Annotated in this window: 16 protein-coding genes and 1 pseudogene; 10 read left to right on the top strand and 7 right to left on the bottom strand. The window is 45.1% G+C overall.

Features of this window, described 5'->3' with window-relative positions; all coding sequences use genetic code 11:
* The first annotated feature begins 281 nt into the window (after positions 1 to 281).
* The 5 genes from AK965_RS06200 (at position 282) to gnd (ending at position 6,910) form a co-directional block, all read left to right on the top strand.
* Positions 282 to 1,901 (top strand): sensor histidine kinase, encoded by a 1,620-nt coding sequence (locus AK965_RS06200; RefSeq protein ID WP_099078797.1) that lies wholly within the window; start codon positions 282 to 284, stop codon positions 1,899 to 1,901.
* Positions 1,898 to 2,584 carry a response regulator gene (locus tag AK965_RS06205; protein WP_099078798.1) on the top strand — a complete coding sequence of 229 codons (687 nt, stop codon included), beginning with the start codon at positions 1,898 to 1,900 and terminating at the stop codon, positions 2,582 to 2,584. Before AK965_RS06200 ends, AK965_RS06205 begins: the two co-directional genes overlap by 4 nt.
* Before the next feature lie 621 nt (positions 2,585 to 3,205).
* Complete coding sequence (gene zwf, locus AK965_RS06210) at positions 3,206 to 4,708, top strand: glucose-6-phosphate dehydrogenase (protein WP_172438087.1); 1,503 nt, start codon at positions 3,206 to 3,208, stop codon at positions 4,706 to 4,708.
* Positions 4,705 to 5,421, top strand: a complete 717-nt coding sequence (gene pgl, locus AK965_RS06215; protein ID WP_099078800.1) for a 6-phosphogluconolactonase — start codon at positions 4,705 to 4,707, stop codon at positions 5,419 to 5,421. Before zwf ends, pgl begins: the two co-directional genes overlap by 4 nt.
* 40 nt (positions 5,422 to 5,461) lie before the next feature.
* Positions 5,462 to 6,910 carry a decarboxylating NADP(+)-dependent phosphogluconate dehydrogenase gene (gene gnd / locus AK965_RS06220; RefSeq protein ID WP_099078801.1) on the top strand — a complete coding sequence of 483 codons (1,449 nt, stop codon included), beginning with the start codon at positions 5,462 to 5,464 and terminating at the stop codon, positions 6,908 to 6,910.
* A gap of 89 nt (positions 6,911 to 6,999) precedes the next feature.
* On the opposite strand, the gene AK965_RS06225 is transcribed toward gnd, so the two are convergent.
* Positions 7,000 to 7,206, bottom strand: a complete 207-nt coding sequence (locus AK965_RS06225; RefSeq protein WP_099078802.1) for a hypothetical protein — start codon at positions 7,204 to 7,206, stop codon at positions 7,000 to 7,002.
* A 271-nt stretch (positions 7,207 to 7,477) separates the two neighbouring features.
* Here AK965_RS06225 and AK965_RS06230 point away from each other — a divergent pair, with 271 nt between their 5' ends.
* Positions 7,478 to 8,998, top strand: coding sequence for a DUF1254 domain-containing protein (locus AK965_RS06230; RefSeq protein ID WP_099078803.1), 1,521 nt, complete (start codon positions 7,478 to 7,480; stop codon positions 8,996 to 8,998).
* A 36-nt stretch (positions 8,999 to 9,034) separates the two neighbouring features.
* Here AK965_RS06230 and AK965_RS06235 read toward each other — a convergent pair.
* Positions 9,035 to 9,595, bottom strand: a pseudogene (locus tag AK965_RS06235) (hypothetical protein).
* 336 nt (positions 9,596 to 9,931) lie between these two features.
* Between AK965_RS06235 and AK965_RS20415 the strand changes: the two are divergent.
* Positions 9,932 to 10,069, top strand: a complete 138-nt coding sequence (locus AK965_RS20415) for a hypothetical protein (RefSeq protein WP_172438088.1) — start codon at positions 9,932 to 9,934, stop codon at positions 10,067 to 10,069.
* Positions 10,070 to 10,142: 73 nt separating this feature from the next.
* Here the strand turns inward: AK965_RS20415 and AK965_RS06240 are convergent, their stop codons facing one another.
* On the bottom strand, positions 10,143 to 11,909 hold the full coding sequence (locus AK965_RS06240; protein WP_099078804.1) for a sigma-54-dependent Fis family transcriptional regulator: 1,767 nt from the start codon (positions 11,907 to 11,909) through the stop codon (positions 10,143 to 10,145).
* A gap of 241 nt (positions 11,910 to 12,150) precedes the next feature.
* Here AK965_RS06240 and AK965_RS06245 point away from each other — a divergent pair, with 241 nt between their 5' ends.
* Entirely contained in the window at positions 12,151 to 13,671 is a 1,521-nt protein-coding gene (locus AK965_RS06245) for an aldehyde dehydrogenase family protein (RefSeq protein WP_099078805.1), read from the top strand.
* Between the two features lie 208 nt (positions 13,672 to 13,879).
* The gene (locus tag AK965_RS06250) at positions 13,880 to 14,851 is read left to right on the top strand and encodes a TAXI family TRAP transporter solute-binding subunit (protein WP_099078806.1); all 972 of its coding nucleotides are present in this window, start codon (positions 13,880 to 13,882) and stop codon (positions 14,849 to 14,851) included.
* Between the two features lie 99 nt (positions 14,852 to 14,950).
* On the opposite strand, the gene AK965_RS06255 is transcribed toward AK965_RS06250, so the two are convergent.
* The 4 genes from AK965_RS06255 to AK965_RS06270 all read right to left on the bottom strand — a co-directional run bounded on the left by AK965_RS06255 (position 14,951) and on the right by AK965_RS06270 (position 19,112).
* Entirely contained in the window at positions 14,951 to 15,721 is a 771-nt protein-coding gene (locus AK965_RS06255) for a sulfite exporter TauE/SafE family protein (RefSeq protein ID WP_099078807.1), read from the bottom strand.
* A 143-nt stretch (positions 15,722 to 15,864) separates the two neighbouring features.
* The gene (locus AK965_RS06260) at positions 15,865 to 17,391 is read right to left on the bottom strand and encodes a tripartite tricarboxylate transporter permease (protein ID WP_099078808.1); all 1,527 of its coding nucleotides are present in this window, start codon (positions 17,389 to 17,391) and stop codon (positions 15,865 to 15,867) included.
* A gap of 20 nt (positions 17,392 to 17,411) precedes the next feature.
* On the bottom strand, positions 17,412 to 17,906 hold the full coding sequence (locus tag AK965_RS06265) for a tripartite tricarboxylate transporter TctB family protein (protein WP_172438089.1): 495 nt from the start codon (positions 17,904 to 17,906) through the stop codon (positions 17,412 to 17,414).
* A gap of 234 nt (positions 17,907 to 18,140) precedes the next feature.
* A complete protein-coding gene (locus AK965_RS06270) occupies positions 18,141 to 19,112 on the bottom strand; it encodes a tripartite tricarboxylate transporter substrate binding protein (RefSeq protein WP_099078810.1) in 972 nt (323 codons plus the stop codon).
* A 503-nt stretch (positions 19,113 to 19,615) separates the two neighbouring features.
* Here AK965_RS06270 and AK965_RS06275 point away from each other — a divergent pair.
* Positions 19,616 to 20,335: a GntR family transcriptional regulator gene (locus AK965_RS06275; RefSeq protein WP_099078818.1), complete on the top strand. Its 720-nt coding sequence runs from the start codon at positions 19,616 to 19,618 to the stop codon at positions 20,333 to 20,335.
* Positions 20,336 to 20,425: the final 90 nt, after the last annotated feature.

Below are 20,425 nucleotides of genomic sequence, written 5' to 3' on the forward strand. Positions count from 1 at the left end.
CAAAGATCAAGGTACAGGTGGCAAATGATGTATCGAGTTAAATAGTTAATACGACCATTTGGCTAGCGCTATGATTGGGATTTGATGTTTCACGGCGTTTATATCTAAGTTATTCTCGCTGAATCCAGCATCTTGAGGTTACTTGGGTATATATATTGACCATAAAGCACAGCGTTTGATTCGTTTGTTCACAGATTTATCATTTGATGTAAGCCACTGTGTAAACTCAGTGTTAATTTAGCGATAAATAGGGAAGTATTCAGAGATTAAGGGAAAGAGCAATGAGTTGGAGTACGATCAGCTTTCGCAAGCGCATGCTTATTATTATGACGCTCTCGGGCTTGATCGAGCTTCTTATCCTGGTTGCGGCAGGTTTTACTTACCTCAAGTATGACCAAGAACAGGAAATGGGCGAGAAAGCACTTGGAGTGGCTCGTTTCCTTTCTACCTCTCATATTGTTCGAGAGATGATCGAATCGCAAAACGCGGACCCATACCAACAGAGATTTCGGGATATGGCGGATGCGATAGGCGCTGCATTTATCGTTATTGGTGATAAAAATGGCGTTCGATTGATTCACCCGATAGACAAACGCGTAGGCAAGCCAATGAAAGGTGGCGACAACCAACAAGCGCTGGTGGAGGGGCTTTCGTACATTTCAACTGCTCAAGGTTCATTGGGGTACTCTGTACGTGGTAAAGCGGCGATTTTTGACGCGCAAGGTAACATCATTGGTGTGGTATCGGTTGGTTATCTGTTGGAGCGCCTGCAAGATCGTATTGAACCATTTTTTGCTTTCCTTATTTTAATGGCATTAGTCGTGGTTGCTGCCAATGCGATTGTTTCTAATTATGCCTCGCATAAATTCCAACGAGCGATCTTAGGATTTGAACCAGAAGAAATTGGTCGTTTGTATGGTGAGCTCGATGTCACGATGTGCACCATCAAAGAGGGCGTACTGAGCATTGATGCGCAAGGTGTGTTGCGTTCTATTAACCGCAGCGCTTGTCAGATTTTGGGTATTGATAGAGACGTTGCGCTGAATAAGCCTTTGACTGATACACTCCGTGACAGTGACTTGTATACGGTGCTGGAAACGGGACAAGAAGATCATGATATTGAGATCTTCCTTAATCACAAGCTCTTGATTGCTAACCGTTCACCGATCTACGTAGATGGAAAAATCGTGGGTGCCGTATCGAGTTTTCGTCTGCGCGATGAGATCAACGAACTCACCGAGCAGTTGTCGCAAACCAAAGAGTATGCGGACTTACTTCGCTCTCAGACACACGAACACAGAAATAAGCTCAACACCATTAGTGGATTGATTCAAATGGGTGAACTTGAGTCGGTGCAACAGCTGATTGGCCAAGAAACGGCGCACTATCAAGCGATGATCGAATTCTTACGTGACACGATTAAAGATCCGCTACTTGCGGGCTTGTTGTTAGGCAAAATTGAACGCGCTCGCGAATTAGGGTTGCAGTTGGTGGTCGAAGAGGGCAGCCGCTTAGAGTCATTACCATTGTGGCTGAACTCAGAAGATTTAGTGACCATTCTTGGCAACCTCGTCGATAACGCATTTGACGCTACGATGACTGCGATTCAAACTGAGTCATCGATCAGCAAGGATCGGAGAATCATTGAAGTATCAGTGAGCGATTATGGAAATGAAGTTATTTTGGAAGTGCTCGATCAAGGTTGTGGTTTACCAGAAGATATTGAACCGAAAGAGCTGCTGAAAAAAGGCGTGTCAACTAAGTCGCGTCAGAACAGAGGTGTTGGATTACACCTTGTGAATCAACTGACTATACGTTATCACGGCTACGTTGAGATGCTACCAAATACAGAGCATGGAACGAGAATTACCGTATATTTGCCAAAGGAAGAACAAATATGAATATGGCAACGCGAGTCATGATCATCGAAGATGATATTGCGATTGCAGAGCTACACCATAAATTCCTGAGTCAGCTTTCTGGCCTAGACGTGGTGGGCATAGCAACAACGCGAATGGAAGCAGAGTTGCAGCTAGAAGTGTTAAAGCCTGATTTATTATTGATGGACGTCTACCTCCCTGATGGAACGGGGCTTGAAATCTTAAATACGTTGCGTGCAAACAAGCAAACCTGTGATGTTATTTTGATCACGGCCGCTAGAGATGTGGCAACATTGCAACAGGCAATGCGAGGTGGGGTGGTCGATTATTTGCTAAAGCCGGTGATGTTCCCGAGACTGGAAGCCACGCTGCAAAAGTACGTCTCCCAACGACAGCAATTAGATGTGGCAGAAAGAGTAGATCAGAACTTGGTCGACAAAATGCTGCAATCAAGTATTGCAACGGACACTACGTCTCAGCGCTTACCAAAAGGCATTGATGGTGTAACGTTAGATAAGATTAGCACTTTGTTTGCGGGAGATGAAATGTTTACCGCAGATGAAGCCGGTGAGCAGATTGGTGCAAGTCGCACAACGGCGAGACGTTATTTGGAATACTTAATTAGCTCTGGTGAGTTAGAAGCGGACCTAAACTATGGCACTGTTGGGCGGCCCGAGCGTTGCTATAGGAAGGTGATGCGGTAACGGGTATCTTTAAGGTGAAAGAAAAGCGGAGGTTCAAATGGGCCTCTGCTTTGTCTTTCCTACCTTGATTTGTGAATGATTTGAAAGTGGTCATTGAGTTCTCGACTAATTTTAGTTAGGCGCCGTTCTCAGTCAGAACAAAGTAGGGCTATTTTTCTCTATTAGTGTGCATGGGTGATGTGATGTGATGGATTGTCATTATCGTACAATAAACCGTCACCTTAGCGCTTTTGCGCAATTTTTGCCATATTGAGAAAGTTGGATGTTGCTTATGATTCAATTACTTATATTATTTTATGGAAATTATTTAATCGTTTGCACTAGCAAGTGTTGATGTAAATCAAATAGTCGTAGACAATACGTCCCCGTGTCGGAAATCTCCTCCACAGAGTGCAAGGTTGTACTCTAGAGACATAAGTGTCCGAAGTCACCAGAAAATGCTGAAATCCAAGCTATGTTTAAGGCTCTCAGCAGTGACAGTTATTTCGGTCTATAGGCTTTATCTATCAACGAAATAGGTAAGACCAATTTTCTATTTTGAGGTGCCATTGATAGGGTTGGCTCAATCCTTTTAGCCGTATCCAGGCACACTATAAGTACCTCGTTTTTAAGGGAAAGATGATGGTAATACCAGAAAACAGCAGCATCGTTATTTTTGGTGCTTCAGGTGACCTTACATACCGTAAGTTAATTCCTGCTCTATACCACCTCTATGCGAACAAACAGCTTCCAGATAATTTTGCCATTCTAGGCGTTAGTCGTACTGAATACAGCGACGATTCTTACCGAGAAAAGCTGAAGAAATCGCTGCAGGACATGGAGAAAACGGAGCCAGAAACGCTTAATGCATTTATCAATCACCTGCATTACCAAGCAATCAATACTTCTGACACACCAGATTACAGCAAGTTGGTGACTCGTTTAGACCAACTGGCAGACGAATACCAATTCGAACAACGTAATACACTTTTCTACCTTGCGACGCCTCCAAGCCTATACAGCGTGATCCCTGCAAGCCTAGCAGCACACAGTCTGAATAACGAGGAAGATGGTTGGAAACGTCTGATTATCGAGAAACCATTCGGTTACGATCTTGAATCAGCGCGCATTCTAGACAAAGAAATCCACGAACACTTTCAAGAGCATCAGATCTACCGTATTGACCACTACCTAGGCAAAGAAACGGTTCAAAACCTGCTTGTACTTCGCTTCTCTAACGCGATGTTTGAACCGCTATGGAACCGTAACTTCATTGATTACGTGGAAATCACAGGCGCAGAATTCTTAGGCGTAGAGGAGCGTGGCGGTTACTACGACGGTTCAGGCGCGGTACGTGACATGTTCCAAAACCACTTGTTACAAGTACTCGCAATGGTAGGCATGGAGCCACCAGCTCAGATCAACGCTGACTCCATGCGTGATGAAGTGGTGAAAGTGCTTCAATGTCTTAAACCACTGGATGAAGACGCGCTACGCAATGACCTTGTTCTGGGTCAATACACCGCTTCTGAAGTTCGTGGTCAACACCTACCGGGTTACCGTGAAGAAAACGGCGTAGCAGACGATTCTCGTACCGAGACTTACATTGGTTTGAAAGCTTACATCAATAACTGGCGTTGGAATGGCGTGCCTTTCTACGTACGAACAGGTAAGCGTCTTCCTACTCGAGTAACTGAGGTGGTTATCCACTTTAAACAGACACCACACCCAGTGTTTGGTCAAAATGCACCAGAAAACAAGCTGATCATTCGTATTCAGCCAGACGAAGGCATCCAAATGAGCTTTGGTCTGAAAGAGCCAGGTGCAGGTTTTAAAGCAAAAGAAGTGAAAATGAACTTCCATTACGCTGACCTGCAAGAAACCCAAATGCTGACTGCTTATGAGCGTCTACTTTTAGATGCACTAAACGGTGATGCAACGCTATTTGCTCGTAGCGATGCGGTTGAAGCGTGCTGGCAATACGTGCAACCTATTCTTGATTTCAAGCAAGACCCACAAGCGCTATTTGGATACGCATGTGGCACATGGGGACCAAAAGAAGCGGACGACTTGCTACAGCGAGCTAACCGAGCTTGGCGTTTCCCTTGTAAAAACTTAACTGATACGGACTACTGCGAACTATGATCAACCACAAGATCTACCAAACAGCAGAGCAGGTAGTAGAAAGCCTTGCTAACGACATGAAAGCGTTTAGCGAAATGGGCCGACCTGTTCATATCTCCCTTTCTGGCGGCAGCACACCTAAAATGCTGTTTAAGCTACTGGCAACAGAGGCTTACGCGACGTCAATTCAGTGGCAAAACCTACACTTCTGGTGGGGGGATGAGCGCTGTGTTGCACCGGATGATGCAGAAAGCAACTACGGTGAAGCGAATACACTATTGTTTAGTCAGGTCGCTATTCCTACTGAGAACATCCACCGCATTCGTGGTGAAGAAGAGCCAAAAGCAGAAGCAGAGCGTTTTGCGAAAGAGATGGCAGAAGTGATTCCAACGGAAAATGGCACACCAGTGTTTGATTGGATCTTGCTTGGCGTTGGCGCAGATGGTCATACCGCCTCTCTGTTCCCAGATCAGACAAACTACGATGATGAGAACCTATCAGTATTGGCTTCTCACCCTGAATCTGGTCAGATTCGCGTATCGAAAACGGCACGTGTATTAGAAGCAGCGAAGCGCATCAGTTACTTGGTACTTGGCGCAGGTAAAGCAAACATTGTTGAAGAAATCAATAGTTCACCAGCACAAGACCTCCCATATCCGGCAGCGAAGATCCAAGCGAAAGCGGGTCTGACGGAATGGTATTTAGATTTAGACGCAGCGGCAAAAATCGCGTAATGCAGTCGCTAGTCGAAGAAAAGACAATTGGAGAGAAACAATGAAAGGTGATATCGGTGTAATCGGCCTTGCTGTAATGGGTCAAAACCTTATCCTAAATATGAACGATCATGGCTTCAAAGTAGTGGCGTACAACCGTACTACCGCGAAAGTCGACGAGTTCCTAGATGGCCCAGCAAAAGACACCAACATCATTGGCGCATACTCGCTAGAAGACTTGGTAGAAAAACTAGAAGCACCACGTAAAGTGATGCTGATGGTTCGTGCAGGTGATGTGGTTGACGCTTTCATCGATGCTCTAGTCCCTCTACTAGACAAAGGCGACATCATCATTGACGGTGGTAACACTAACTACCCAGACACAAATCGCCGCGTAGCACACTGCCGTGAGAAAGGCATTCACTTCATCGGTACTGGCGTGTCTGGTGGTGAAGAAGGTGCGCGTTTTGGTCCTTCAATCATGCCTGGCGGCTCTCCAGAAGCTTGGGAAGCGGTTAAGCCAATCTTCCAAGGTATCTCTGCGAAAACTGACGCTGGTGAACCTTGTTGTGACTGGGTTGGTAACGATGGTGCAGGCCACTTCGTTAAGATGGTACACAACGGCATCGAATACGGTGACATGCAGCTTATCACTGAAGCTTACCAGTTCATGAAAGACGGTCTTGGTATGTCTGCAGACGAGATGCAAGCGGTATTCACTGATTGGAACAAGACTGAGCTAGACAGCTACCTTGTTGAAATCACGGCTGACATCCTAGGCTACAAAGATGAAGACGGTGAACCACTAGTAGAGAAGATCCTAGACACTGCAGGCCAAAAAGGTACGGGTAAATGGACAGGTATCAACGCACTAGACCTAGGAATTCCACTAACGCTTATTTCTGAGTCTGTGTTCTCTCGTTGCCTATCTGCACTGAAAGACCAACGTGTTGAAGCTGAGTCTCTATTCGGCAAGACAATCACACCAGTTGAAGGCGATAAGCAAGAGTGGGTTGATGCACTGCGTCAAGCGCTACTAGCATCTAAGATCATCTCTTACGCTCAAGGTTTTATGTTAATGCGCGAAGCATCTAACGAAAACGGTTGGGACCTAAACTACGGTAACGTAGCACTGATGTGGCGTGGTGGTTGTATCATCCGCTCTGCGTTCCTAGGCAACATTCGTGATGCGTACGAAGCGAACCCAGATATCGCATTCCTAGGTTCTGACGAGTACTTCAAAAACATTCTACAAGGCAGCCTAGCGGCATGGCGTAAAGTAGCAGCGAAATCTCTAGAGTCTGGTATCCCAATGCCATGTACGATTTCTGCGCTATCTTTCCTAGACGGTTACACAACAGCGCGTCTACCAGCGAACCTGCTTCAAGCTCAACGTGACTACTTCGGTGCTCACACATACGAGCGTATTGACCGTCCACGTGGTGAATTCTTCCACACAAACTGGACGGGTACAGGCGGTAACACAGCGTCTACCACTTACGACGTATAATTCGTAGTTTTAAAACTGACGAAATACAAAAGGATGCCCAACTGGCATCCTTTTTTTTATTGCCTGTTTACTAGAAACTCTAAGAGTACTTATGCACTCTTTTCTTTTGTATTGCCTTTGTGGTGAGAACCGAATTTGTCATTCAAGTAGAGTAGTCCGCTGACGAGGAGCGTCACAACGGAAACCGTAAAGAGGGCATACATACTTAATACCCAAGCGAATGTGGCTGTCAGAAAGGCAATGAAGGAAAACATTCTGCTGAATGACATAACATGACCGAGTTTAATATTTTTCATAACGCCTCCCAAATCTTAGCGGGTAGAGACAAGAGTGATTTAACACCGCATTTCGATGGTCTCTTTTTTGCCCGAAAAAGACCCAAAAATCAGGCTAAAGATTTCTCAAAAAAGGTTAAATGTTGACCTGTTCGACAGCTTTTGTCGTGGATTTTTATGTGTTTCATTGCCTAAGGTGTTCGTTGGCATTTTTGAGCTTTGAGAAAATCAAAAATGATTTCTAGTTTTAGCTAGAGTTAATGTATCCCAACTGATACCGCAGGAAACTCTTATGCTCAAAACTCAGCTTAAACGTGTTGTATTGCTTACAAGCTTATTGATTTCATCGTCTGCCATGGCGGCGACGAGCAATTACAACACGGATATTCCACAGGGCATTATGACGCCAGATAAGGTGGAAACCAGCATTGGTACTTTAAACTTCAATGATGGTGTACCAAGTGAGCAAACCACTGAGAAGCTATATAACCATTTAGATACCATGCGTGCGACAGAAGTGTTTATGAATGCGATTCCTATGGCATCGTTAGAAGCATTGAGACTTGGGCATGAAGAAATGGGAATTACCCAGTCTAATCAGGTTATGTTGTTCGATAATTTGATGGATTCCAATCCGCTGTTTTTGACAGGGAACACTGACACCGTTTATGCATCGGCTTTTTTGGATTTAGAACGAGATGGCCCAACGGTGGTTGAAATCCCACCAGGAATGGGACCAACAACGATTAATGATGCCTTTTTCCGTTTTGTGACCGATATGGGGGTGGTTGGCCCAGACAAAGGTGAAGGGGGGAAGTACCTAATTTTACCGCCTAACTATGAAGGCGAAATACCAGAGGGCTATCACGTAGCACAATCAACAAGCTACGTGAACTGGTTTATCGCGCGTGGTTTCTTGAAAGACGGGAAGACTGACGCAGCGGTCAATGCATACCATACAGGGTTGAAGATCTACCCACTGTCAAAGAAAGGCGATCAGCCTAAGATGGAGTTCATCTCCGGCAGCGGTAAATCGTTTAACACTATCCATGCGAATAATGAGCATTTTTACGATGAAATCAAAACAGTGATGGATAAAGAGCCGATTGAGTTTATCGACCCAGAAATGCGCGGTTTGATTGCGACAATAGGTATTCAAAAAGGTAAGCCGTTCAAACCTGATGCGCGTATGCAGAAGATTCTGAAAGATGGTGCTGCGATTGGTAACGCAACAGCGCGTGCTTTGATGTTTAACCCACGCACAGAAAATGCATACATTTGGGACGATCGTAACTGGAAAACCGCTTTTATCGGCAAAGATTATCAGTGGCTCATTGATGCAGGTAAAGGCGGGCGCAATCTGGATGCGCGTACTTATTTTTTCTACATGGCAACGGTAAACACTCCAGCGATGGCGCTTAAGATGATTGGCAAAGGCTCTCAGTATGCCATTGTTGATAAAACTGCAGAAGGTGAGTTTTTTGATGGTGGTAAAAACTACAAACTGACGATTCCGGCGAACGCACCAGCGAAGAACTTCTGGTCGGTGGTGGCTTATGACCCTCAAACACGCTCGGAGTTACAAACTAGTCAACCGTTCCCAAGTAAGAACGATAAGCGTGACAAGATGGTAGAAAACACCGATGGTTCTGTTGATTTGTACTTTGGTCCAACCGCACCGAAGGGTAAAGAAGCAAACTGGATTCAAACGGTTCCAAACAAAGGGTGGTTTAGTATCTTGCGCATGTATGGTCCTCTGGAACCTTGGTACAACGGCACTTGGAAGCCAAGTGACATTACGGAAGTGAAGTAAGTTTTGGTGAAGTAATAAGTCATTAGCCGATCTGTTTCAGATCGGCTTTTTTGGCTGTAAATTAGTTTGATGCAGTGCCTGTCTAATAAAAGTTTCCACTTGATCGATGATAGGGTGCTGATAGAAAGCGCGATGATATTGTATGCCTACATCAAAGTCATTTGTTTACCATTAAACAACAATGGAATACGGAAAATACTCTCAGGAATCGAGCTGTCATCAAGGTACATCACAAACACATACGGGCTGACTTTTACGCAGTCGAGGGCCAAGGTCATGGATGAAACCGTGAGCTTTTGATCTAACGTGATCCCAGTGTTTTTTCGTACTCGTTCATAATAAGCACTGACATCCAACGACCCCATCGATACGCGAACCGTCTGCGAGTTTTCTATTTCACAGAGCTGCTGGCAAAGTAATGTTGGTGTATAGATGCTTTTTCTACATTGAATAGTTCGTTGTCAAAATGCTGACGACATTCAGCAACTGGCGATTGAAGGTTGCTTTGCTTATGTCCAAGGTATGGCACACTTTGACTTGTGATTTTTGTTGGTTCAACAGGTGGAGAAAGCGATATAAATTTAAATCGAAAGTGATTTCATGGAGTCAGTTCGCCCAAAATTAGCGTCTTAAGTATCAACGTGTCTCATCCTCTGTTCCAATAAAAGAATCAATGATTTTTCCTTTGTGACATAGAGTTAATATGTTGATGACTACGGTAATCGCTTTGATAGCAAAACTAAGATTACATAAAAGAGGAATAAGAGTATTAGGTAAGCCTTTGATCTCATCCTATAATTAGTGGCATGCGGAGGATGTTTGATAGACCAATATCCACTATTTTTTAAAGCCTGCAAACAAGGAATCAACGAAAGTTGAGATTGTTTACGTTTGCCAAGAAGGTGATTAGCACAATTAATTGAGGTTCTAGCGATGACTCTTAACAAGTACTTTGTTTTTATTCCAGCAGATTTGGATCAGGAAACGCACAAGGAAAATGAAGTGATATTAGAAACGGAAGCTCAACGTCAGGCATTAGTAAAACAGGCGCAGCAAGAGGGCGGATTGTAAACTCGGCTTCAAAATGAGAAGAGCACCCAATGCGATGCTCTTTTTTATTTCCTTGGCACTCGTGATCCCAATGCTACGATTTCAATATACCAAGGGTTTTGAGCTTGCGATAAATGGTATTGCGGCTCAAGCCGAGCATACGTGACGTCTTACTGATGTTGCCCTGAGTGGCTTGGTAAGTCTTGACCAGTTTATCTTCGACTGTCGTACGCATGTCGGCTTCTTGAGCATCGGTAACGGCTTGAGTTGTTAGGCATTGACTCAGTTTGTTCGCGAGATGAGTGGGTACATGGCCCAGTGTTAATTGCGGTTCACCTTCCGCCATTAAGGTAGATACTTTGAGTAGGCTGTCTAGTTCACGTAAATTACCCGGCCAAACATAATTAAGCAGTAAAGACACTAGATGAGGGCAGATAGTCTGCTCAGATGGCGAGTGGCGACGATGAATATTTTCTATTAATGCAAGTTGGTCACTGCGATCTTCAAAGCGTGGCAACTCGATAATCAAACCATTGAGGCGATAGTAGAGATCCTGACGAAATGCCCCTATTGTAACTAGCTGCTCTAGATCTTTGTGTGTCGCAGCGATAATTTGCGTATCGACCTGAATCGTTTGGTTAGAGCCTATCGGCAGCACGGTTTTGTCTTGCAGAACATGCAGTAAACGGGTCTGTGCTTCCAACGGCAAATCAGCAATCTCATCCAGGAACAACACCCCTTTATCTGCTTGGCGAATCTTACCTTGATAGCCTTTGTTGTTTGCTCCAGTGAAGGCGCCAGCAACATAACCAAACAACTCGGACTCCACTAAATCTTTAGGCAGTGCTCCACAGTTTACTGAGACTAATGGCCCGTTTTTTCTCACACTGTTTTTGTGTAGGGCTTTAACGAACTCATTCTTACCAACGCCGGTTTCACCCAGGATCAGCAAGCTAATGTCTTTATCAATTACGCGGTTCGCTTGTTGCCAGCAATGCTCGACATTGGTATCGCCATAGTGGAGATCATTCGATGCAGAAATTGAACGTGATTGAGTTTTTCTTTCTGATAGCGGTTGAGTTTTGAAGACGAGAGCCTGATTGCTCGAAGAGCTATCTAGAATCGCCTCAAGTGATTGTCCAACCACATTCTTTTGGTCAAGCAACTGTGACGCAACTTGATTGTGCGCGAGAATTTGCCCTTCCTGATTGGCGATGATAATGCCTTGCCACCCACTATTGAGCAGCCCCTGTTCGCAAGCAATATCCACTCGAGTATGTCCTTGAGGGATTTGATTGAGAAGTTGGTTCTCCACTTGTTGAACCATGTTCTGTACGAGCACTTGGGTAGAAAAGTCGTGTTTCTTTTGCTCACTAGTGATATCGAGTACACCGATTAAATGTCCCAAATGATCAAAGATAGGACTGGCCGAACAACTGATAAAACGATGATGCTGAATGAAATGTTGGTCACCAATAACCGAAACCGGTTTTGCTTCCACCAATGCAGTGCCAATGGCGTTAGTGCCTTTGAGTTTTTCCTGCCAGCACGCACCAGAACTGAGAGCAATTTCCGTTAATTTTTCACGAAATTTGGGTTGCCCCCAACTGCCGATGATCACGCCTTCGGCATCGGTCAGTATCAGTCGGCTATCACTATGGGCGAACAGTTGATTAAACAAAGGTAAGGCGAATTGCTTTACAGAATCGATTAAGAAGTTGAGTTGGTGGCGTCTGTCTTGCAGAAATGCAGAGGTGACACGAATATCGTCTGGGCGACGTCGCTGTTTTAAACCGGCTTGTTCGCTTCTATCCCATGAAGTTGAAAGCCAGTTGCTATTGGTAATGTGTTGAAGTTCCATGACTGTACCATTTTGTCACAGTGAGGGTGTGCCATTTTGGAACACTTGAACACTGGTGTTCACACCATACATGCGCTCAAACATCACTCACTTGGTTTGTTATCGCTTGGTAATCATAGTTTTACATTTAATTAACAACAAGGTGTGTGTTGTTGGCATGTGACTTGAGTGTTGTTCTTACAAGGAGTTGAACACTCTGCTGTATAAAACTAAAAACTGAACGAGAACAAAAGGAAGAGTTATGATCTATGCACAACCAGGTAGTGACAATGGCATCGTTAATTTCAAATCACATTACGATAACTACATCGGTGGCGAATGGGTAAAACCTGCTAGTGGCGAATACTTTGACAATACCTCGCCAATCAATGGTCAGACGTATTGTAAGGTCGCTCGTTCTGGTGAGGCGGATATTAACCTCGCATTAGATGCTGCGCATGGTGTCAGAGCACAATGGGCGAAAACCAGCGTTACTGAGCGTGCTAACATTTTGCTTAAAATTGCTGACCGTATTGAACAGAATCTAGAAGAGCTCGCGGTGGCAGAAACGTGGGAAAACGGTAAGCCAGTCCGTGAAACGTTAGCGGCGGATCTGCCTTTGGTTGTGGACCATTTCCGTTACTTCGCAGGTTGTATACGCGCTCAAGAAGGCAGTGCAGCTGAGCTCGATGAACATACTGCAAGTTATCATTTCCCTGAACCGATTGGTGTGGTAGGTCAGATCATTCCTTGGAACTTCCCAATGCTGATGGCAGCGTGGAAGCTTGCTCCAGCGCTTGCAGCAGGTTGTTGTGTAGTGCTCAAGCCTGCCGAGCAAACACCGACGTCGATTCTGGTTCTGATGGAAAAGATTGGTGATCTTCTACCTGCTGGTGTGGTGAATGTGGTCAACGGCTTTGGTTCAGAAGCAGGGCAAGCATTGGCCACCAGTAACCGAATCGCCAAGTTAGCATTTACTGGCTCAACTGAAGTGGGTAACCATATCCTTAAATGTGCGGCAGAGAGCCTCATTCCATCGACAGTCGAGCTCGGCGGTAAGTCACCAAACATCTATTTCCCAGATGTCTTCGATCACGAAGATGATTATCTAGATAAATGTATTGAAGGCACTCTGCTTGCGTTCTTTAACCAAGGCGAAGTGTGTACCTGCCCATCTCGTGTATTGGTGCACGAATCAGTGTACGACAAGTTCATTGCCAAAGTCGCAGAGCGTGCTAAAACCATTAAGCAAGGAAACCCATTAGATACCGACACTCAGGTTGGTGCTCAAGCATCACAAGAGCAGTTCGATAAAATTCTAAGTTACCTAGAAATCGGCCGCCAAGAGGGGGCGAAAGTGGTATTTGGGGGGGATGTGGCGAAACAAGAAAACGATCTTGAGCAAGGTTACTACATTCAGCCAACGTTATTGCAAGGTCATAACGGAATGCGTGTCTTCCAGGAAGAGATCTTTGGTCCAGTTATAGCCGTCACGACCTTTAAAGATGAAGCGGAAGCGCTGGCGATTGCCAATGACACCGAGTATGGACTGGGTGCCGGCGTATGGACGCGTGACCAGAACCTTGCTTATCGTATGGGCCGTAACATCGAAGCAGGACGTATTTGGATCAACTGCTACCACGCTTACCCAGCGCATGCAGCGTTTGGTGGCTACAAGAAATCTGGCATCGGCCGAGAAACGCACAAGATGATGCTAGACCATTACCAGAATACCAAGAATCTATTGATCAGCTACGATGTCAATCCGCTAGGATTTTTTTAAACTAGCAGTCTTTTCAAGACAACCAAAAAAGTCCCGAACGTTCGGGGCTTTTTTTATGGAGTGGAGGGGAGAACGAGTATTCGTAATTTCTTACTGATCAATGCTTTCCAGAGTCTGACTCTTATTCACAGGATGTGATCTTTGACATTATCAATTTGTTAACGCTTGCTATACTTACGTGTCCATAAACTAAGGAAAAGGACGTTCAATGTTAAAGCTCAAGCAAATTGTTGTCGCGGCTTCTTTGGCTGCATTAAGTACAAGTTTTTCAGTTTCTGCAAAAGATACGTTCATTACTATCGGTACGGGCGGTGTCACTGGCGTTTACTACCCAACAGGTGGTGCAATTTGTCGTTTAGTCAATAAATCGCGTGCTGATCACGGCATTCGTTGCTCGGTAGAAAGTACGGGCGGTTCCGTTTACAACATCAACACTATTCGTGCTGGCGAACTAGATTTAGGCATCGCGCAGTCAGATTGGCAATCCCATGCCTATAACGGAACGAGCAAGTTTGAAGATAACGGACCTTTTAAAGAGTTGCGAGCGGTGTTCTCTGTTCACCCTGAACCATTTACCGTTGTGGCTCGTAAAGACGCCAACATCAATACGTTTGATGATCTAAAAGGCAAGCGAGTAAACATTGGTAATCCGGGTTCGGGTCAACGTGGCACGATGGAAGTGCTGATGAAAGAGTATGGTTGGACTTATGATGATTTTAAACTTGTGTCTGAATTAAAAGCGGCAGAGCAATCCAAAGCGCTGTGCGATAATAAAATTGATGCGATGATTTATACCGTCGGTCATCCAAGTGGTGCAATCAAAGAGGCAACGACATCTTGTGACAGTGAGATTGTAACTGTTACGGGGCCGATAGTAGATAAATTAGTTTCAGACAATAGTTTCTATCGTCTCGCAACTGTACCTGGTGGTATGTACCGTGGCTCTCCGGATGATGTTCAAACCTTTGGTGTCGGCGCAACATTTGTTTCTTCTACGGCAGTGCCAGATGAAGTTGTGTACAACGTTGTGAAAGCGGTATTTGAAAACTTTGATAGCTTCCGACGTCTTCACCCGGCATTCGCTAACTTAAAGAAAGAAGAGATGGTGAAAGATGGTTTATCTGCACCCCTTCATCCAGGTGCTGAGAAGTACTACAAAGAAGTGGGGTTGATTAAGTAACGCCACATGCCGCCAATAAAAAACGCCATCGTATTTGCGATGACGTTTTTGTTTGTTAGCGCTAAGCAGAACCTCAATGAGTAAAGCGAGCTTTGGCACTCAGGTATAAACATCAACAAAGAAGTAGGCGGTAATTAACATAGAGGAGAGCGCGACAAAACCTTTTACATAGCGAGGATGTAGCTGTCGGGACACGCGTGCAGCTAAGTAACCACCGACTAAAGTACCAACCATCACGACGCTGCCTTTGGTCCAATCAATCGAACCGTTGGAAATAAAAATAACAATAGCAATCAGGGATACACAGGTCGAAACCAGCAGTTTAAGACCGTTCATTAAGTTGATGTCTTGATGTCCTGCAACCACCAAATAACTCAAGACGATGACACCTAATCCAGCATTAAAGAACCCGCCGTAAGCAGAAACGCCAATCAGAAGTAAGCTCAAAGCAATTACACCCACAACTCCGGCATGCTTACTTCCTTTGGTGAATGATTTGATGGCAGCGGTTAGATGCGAGCCAGTGAGAAAAAGCACCGTCGCAAACAATAGTAACCAAGGTATAGCTTCAAGAAAAATAGATTCTGGCGTGTTGAGAAGCAAAAATGCGCCGACGGCACCACCAACTAAACTGAAAGAAACGGTAAATCCTAGCTCATGCTTGTTCTTGAGGATTTCTTCACGAAAACCGATTGCACCACTGATATAGCCAGCACAAGAGGCGTAGGTGTTCGTTGCGTTCGCCGTGATAGGAGGTACACCTACCGCCATTAATGCTGGAAAAGTGATAAAGCTGCCACCACCCGCTACCGAGTTAATGACCCCGCCGAGGATGCCCGCAGCAAATAAAAGTGCAAATTCCAGCAGCATGAATCGTCCTTTAAATTGTTTGTTGTCAGGATGTTAACAATACTTTGGTCGAGAGAATAAAGGAAGCAGTGATTAGCCAAAGAAACAGCCACCGCAGAGGGTGGCTTGGTTTCAAAGGTCTATCTTGAAGGGAAATAGACTTTTTATTGCTCTACCTTTTCAGGTTGGGCTTTCAGTTTTTGAACTAACTTTACAAACAACGGGCTGCCAAGGACTAACACAGCAAGTATTGTGAAGGTTAGTGTGATTGGACGCTCCCATAGGAAATTCAATTCACCGTCAGAAATCATCAACGCGCGGCGTAAGTTCTCTTCCATTAATCCACCGAGGATAAAACCAAGCAACAGAGGCGCGAGAGGGAAGTTAGCCAGCCTCAAAGCGATAGCGGTCATTGCCACGAGAAGCATCACAAATACATCCATGGTATTGAACGACACCAGATACACGCCTGTGATTGAGAAGAACAAAATCATTGGCAGAAGCACCGTTCTTGGTACCGCCAGCAGCTTGGAGATGTAAGGGATCAGTGGTAGGTTCAAAATAACCAGTACGATGTTGCCAAAGTACATGGAGATAATCACTGACCAGAATACATCTGGATGTTCAACAAACAAACGAGGGCCAGGTTGAATGCCGTAAGCGATAAGCGCTCCTAACATGATTGCCGTCGTACCGGAGCCTGGAATACCAAGCGTAAGAAGTGGCACAAATGAACCGCTTGATGCCGCATTATTCGCTGACTCAGGTGCCACTAGACCACGAATGCTACCTTTGCCGAACTCTTCTTTCTTCTCTTTTGGCGCGAGGTTGCGCTCTAGGCCGTAGCTCAGGAAGGCGGCAATGGTTGCACCTGCGCCCGGGAGAACGCCAGTGAAAAAGCCGAGAATGGAAGAGCGAATAGAGACCGGTGCGACTTCTTTGATTTCTTCTTTTGTTACCTTCATCGAGCCAATATTACTTAGTTTCTGTTGCTCCTCATCCCGAGTGTCGTTTGATGGCTTCAAAATGCCCATCAAGGTCTCACCTAGTGCGAATGTCGCCATCGCCAATAGCAAGAAACTAAAACCATCCATCAGATCAGTCATGCCGAAGGTGAAACGTTCAACACCTACGCCTTTATCGATGCCAACCGTAGACAACATCAGACCAAGAATGGTCATCATCCAAGCTTTAATGACTTGACCTTTACCCGCAAACGCGGCAACGGCAGATAAGCCCAATAACATCAGCGCGAAATAGTCTGAGGACTGAAAGCTCAATGAAACTTTCGCCAGCGCCGGAGCGGCCACAAGCAACATAATGGCGGAAAGTGTGCCACCAGTAAAAGAAGAGTACGCCGCCAGTGCCAGCGCTTTTCCTGCTTGACCTTTTTGCGCCATCGGATAGCCATCAAATGCGGTGACTACCGTGGATGAACAACCCGGCGCATTAATAAGAATTGAAGACGTTGAACCACCAAATACTGCACCGTAATACACGCCAGCCATCAAAATCAGACCGGATGACGGATCTAAACCGTAAGTTATCGGGATCATCAGGGCGATAGCAGAAATTGGGCCAAGGCCCGGTAACATTCCGATGAAAGTACCGACGAAACAGCCCACGATCACCATCATGATGTTCATTGGCATAACCGCAGTGGATAAACCTTGTAGAATTCCATCTAACATAATTCAGTCCTTTCTTTTGACTACCAGATGGTAAAAATCAGGCCAGGCTCAAGGTAGATATCGAGACCTTGAGTGAGCAATAAATAAAACGCAATAACGAATGGGAATGAGGCACCAAACAGCACAGGTTTACGTCGTTCGCCAAGTAAATAAAAACTAGCTAACAGGAAAAAGCCCGTTGCTAATACGAAACCAAGGTACGTTAGACCAAGGCCGTATAGAGCCATCAATACGAGGAAGGCGATAAGTAGTTTCCAATTAAAAGACAGGACTGCACCACTTTGTTTGTCTGGTTGGCCAGTGACAAGCAGCATCAAAGATAGAGTGATACCAGCATAAGTCAGAATGGTTGGAAGTGTCCGTGCAGTGAACGGTTCGTATTCATCACCAGGGAATAACGGAATTTGCGACGTTTGATAGCCGTAGCAAAGGCAAAAAATTAAAAAGATCATCGCGCCTACACGGTCACGGCAGAGCAAGTATTCTTTGGTAAAAAGATTGGTTGAATGAGACATATCCAACTCCTAGAACATCAGGGAAAGGCCGTATATGAGCGTTAATGAAGAAAGGTAAGCCATTAACAATTAAGAGCATCACTACAAGTCGAATGACTTAGTGCTTGCGAATTAATAACAAAGGAGTTTTTACATGTCGAATGTCCGACGATGCCCATATACGGCTAAAATAAGAGTGCAAATATAACTGGGGCTAAGGATGGTTAGCCCCGTAACTCGGATTAAGAGTTGCTGTTATTTCAGGAAACCTAGCTCGCGCATTAGGTCACCCATTTGCAGCTCTTGCTCTTCTAGGAACGTGAAGAACTCTTTATCCGCTTTGTAATTGTCAATCCAACCATTGCGGTCACGCACTACTTGCCATTCGTCCGTGTTGTACATTTTGGTCAGAGCCGCATTCCATTCGTCTAGTTTGGCTTGGCTCGTCCCTGGGGCTGCGAAGAATCCACGCCAGTTAGCAAACACGGTCTCATTACCATATTCTGTTAACGTTGGGATGTCTGGTGCTGCGTCTAGACGCTTTGGTGCCGTAATCGCGAGTACCTTTACCTGACCAGATTTCGACATCTCAAGTACTTCACCCAAACCGGTTGAAAGCAGTTGAGTTTCACCAGATAGCAGCGCAGCCATCGCCTTGCCGCCTGCATCGTAAGCGATGTAACGTACTTTACGCGCGTCAAAACCTTCGCCTTTAAATGCCGCTGCGACCACAAGGTGATCCATCGAACCCCTTGCAGAGCCACCGGCGATCTTCACTTTACGTGGGTTAGATTCGAATGCACTAACCACGTCTTCCCAAGAGTTATATTGCGAATCGGCAGGCGCGACAATAGCACCGTAGTCTGCGATGGTCGCAGCGACAGGGGTCAGGTCACGGAATGATTGTGGGAAAATACCCGTCAGTGAGCGAACAACGATAGGCGTAGAGTTCACCATCAGGGTGTCTGGTTGACGCTCAGCGGTTTCAATCAGGTGGGCGATCGCTTTACCACCGCCTCCACCAGAGAGGTTTTGAAATGAAACATTCTCAACGATGTCCGATTTTACAAGTACATCACCAGTGCCACGAGCGGTCATATCCCAACCGCCGCCAGCACCACCAGGAATGAGGAAATGAATTTTCTCGACATCAGCAGCGAAAGTGTTGAAAGAAAAAGAGGCAGCAATGATCGATGCAGCGAGTGTTGGTTTGAGTACCTTTAACATGTTTCACGTTCCTTATGTAGGTGACTCTACTGTTTTGAAGAGTCTTATTATGTGGTCGTTTAACGAAGTAGGGGACCTTGTTATCGATGGGTTGAAGGTTAATAAGGTGTTAATGGGAAGTCTCTAATGCGTAAATAAAGAGAATATTGGGCATAATCAAAGTTTTGTTCATAAAGTTCACAGTCTTGTACATGATGAACTGAATATAGAAAAAGCATTTGAGAGTAATAAATGACCGGTAAAAAGGTGTTTGAGCCATTTACATCGAAGTTAGAAGTGGCCTTAAACACCCAGGTATCATGGTTGGATTGTCGACAACTTGTTTTTCGTTGTCGAAATTTGATGATTAATATGCGGTTTATTTCCACTTATCGTCATTAGGAACCTATACCTTAGTCTAAATTGTCGACAATCTTCTTGCTTGTAGACAATGCAATCGGTTATTTTACATTTAAGTTAAGAGATTGTTGGCACTCTGGTGTCGTAAGCGTGAATTCCTGGACATGAATATTGAATTAAAGCCTCGCCAAAAATCGGCAACTTTGGAGAAAGAAAGAACAAAATCTAAAACGTTGATGAGCTCTCTTGTTGAAGCCATCGTCAATGGTGATATACCGCCGGGTACCAAGATCTCGGAGCCAGAACTGGCCAAGCAATATCAGGTTAGTCGAGGTCCTCTACGTGAAGCCATGATGCGTTTAGAGGGGTTAGGGCTGATTGAACGCATTCCCCATGTCGGCGCTCGCGTGATTACCTTCTCTCCCGAAAAGCTGATTGAATTATATTCGGTTCGAGAAGCATTAGAAGGGATGGCAGCGAGGCTAGCGGCGCGTTACATCACTCAAGAAGAACTGCAAAACTTGGAGAGGTTACTGTCGAGGCATTCAAAGCACATTGATAATGTCGAGGGCGCGTCTTATTTTCACCAGCATGGCGATTTTGACTTTCATTATTGTATCATAAAAGCGAGTCGAAACAGTAAGTTGATCTCATTACTTTGCGATGAGCTGTACCACTTACTGCGCATGTATCGCTACCAATCTCCTCGAGCTCAGTCTCGTCCCAATGAAGCGCTTATTGAGCACGAGTTTATTCTCCAAGCCATTCGCAATCGTGATGAGGAGCTAGCAGAAATGCTGATGAGAAGACACATCTCAGGTAGCAGGAAATTGATCGAACAACATATTTCACATTCAGAACGTTTAGAGAAAGAACAAGACTAGAAGGAAATTGTCATGAGCTTATCACCAGGGGCGAAATTCCGGCTCGCCGTTGAGCAAAACGATCCGCTACAAATTGTTGGCACCATCAAC

The sequence above is a fragment of the Vibrio sp. PID17_43 genome (assembly GCF_002608565.1).
Taxonomy (GTDB): Bacteria; Pseudomonadota; Gammaproteobacteria; order Enterobacterales; family Vibrionaceae; genus Vibrio.

Excerpts from the sequence above, each read along its gene's own strand:
- AK965_RS06260 (WP_099078808.1), bottom strand. The coding sequence starts at position 17,391 with ATGTTAGATGGAATTCTACAAGGTTTATCCACTGCGGTTATGCCAATG.
- AK965_RS06230 (WP_099078803.1), top strand. The coding sequence starts at position 7,478 with ATGCTCAAAACTCAGCTTAAACGTGTTGTATTGCTTACAAGCTTATTG.
- AK965_RS06245 (WP_099078805.1), top strand. The coding sequence starts at position 12,151 with ATGATCTATGCACAACCAGGTAGTGACAATGGCATCGTTAATTTCAAA.
- AK965_RS06265 (WP_172438089.1), bottom strand. The coding sequence starts at position 17,906 with ATGTCTCATTCAACCAATCTTTTTACCAAAGAATACTTGCTCTGCCGT.
- AK965_RS06275 (WP_099078818.1), top strand. The coding sequence starts at position 19,616 with ATGAATATTGAATTAAAGCCTCGCCAAAAATCGGCAACTTTGGAGAAA.
- AK965_RS06225 (WP_099078802.1), bottom strand. The coding sequence starts at position 7,206 with ATGAAAAATATTAAACTCGGTCATGTTATGTCATTCAGCAGAATGTTT.
- AK965_RS06200 (WP_099078797.1), top strand. The coding sequence starts at position 282 with ATGAGTTGGAGTACGATCAGCTTTCGCAAGCGCATGCTTATTATTATG.
- gnd (WP_099078801.1), top strand. The coding sequence starts at position 5,462 with ATGAAAGGTGATATCGGTGTAATCGGCCTTGCTGTAATGGGTCAAAAC.
- AK965_RS06270 (WP_099078810.1), bottom strand. The coding sequence starts at position 19,112 with ATGTTAAAGGTACTCAAACCAACACTCGCTGCATCGATCATTGCTGCC.
- AK965_RS06240 (WP_099078804.1), bottom strand. The coding sequence starts at position 11,909 with ATGGAACTTCAACACATTACCAATAGCAACTGGCTTTCAACTTCATGG.
- zwf (WP_172438087.1), top strand. The coding sequence starts at position 3,206 with ATGGTAATACCAGAAAACAGCAGCATCGTTATTTTTGGTGCTTCAGGT.
- pgl (WP_099078800.1), top strand. The coding sequence starts at position 4,705 with ATGATCAACCACAAGATCTACCAAACAGCAGAGCAGGTAGTAGAAAGC.
- AK965_RS20415 (WP_172438088.1), top strand. The coding sequence starts at position 9,932 with ATGACTCTTAACAAGTACTTTGTTTTTATTCCAGCAGATTTGGATCAG.
- AK965_RS06250 (WP_099078806.1), top strand. The coding sequence starts at position 13,880 with ATGTTAAAGCTCAAGCAAATTGTTGTCGCGGCTTCTTTGGCTGCATTA.
- AK965_RS06255 (WP_099078807.1), bottom strand. The coding sequence starts at position 15,721 with ATGCTGCTGGAATTTGCACTTTTATTTGCTGCGGGCATCCTCGGCGGG.
- AK965_RS06205 (WP_099078798.1), top strand. The coding sequence starts at position 1,898 with ATGAATATGGCAACGCGAGTCATGATCATCGAAGATGATATTGCGATT.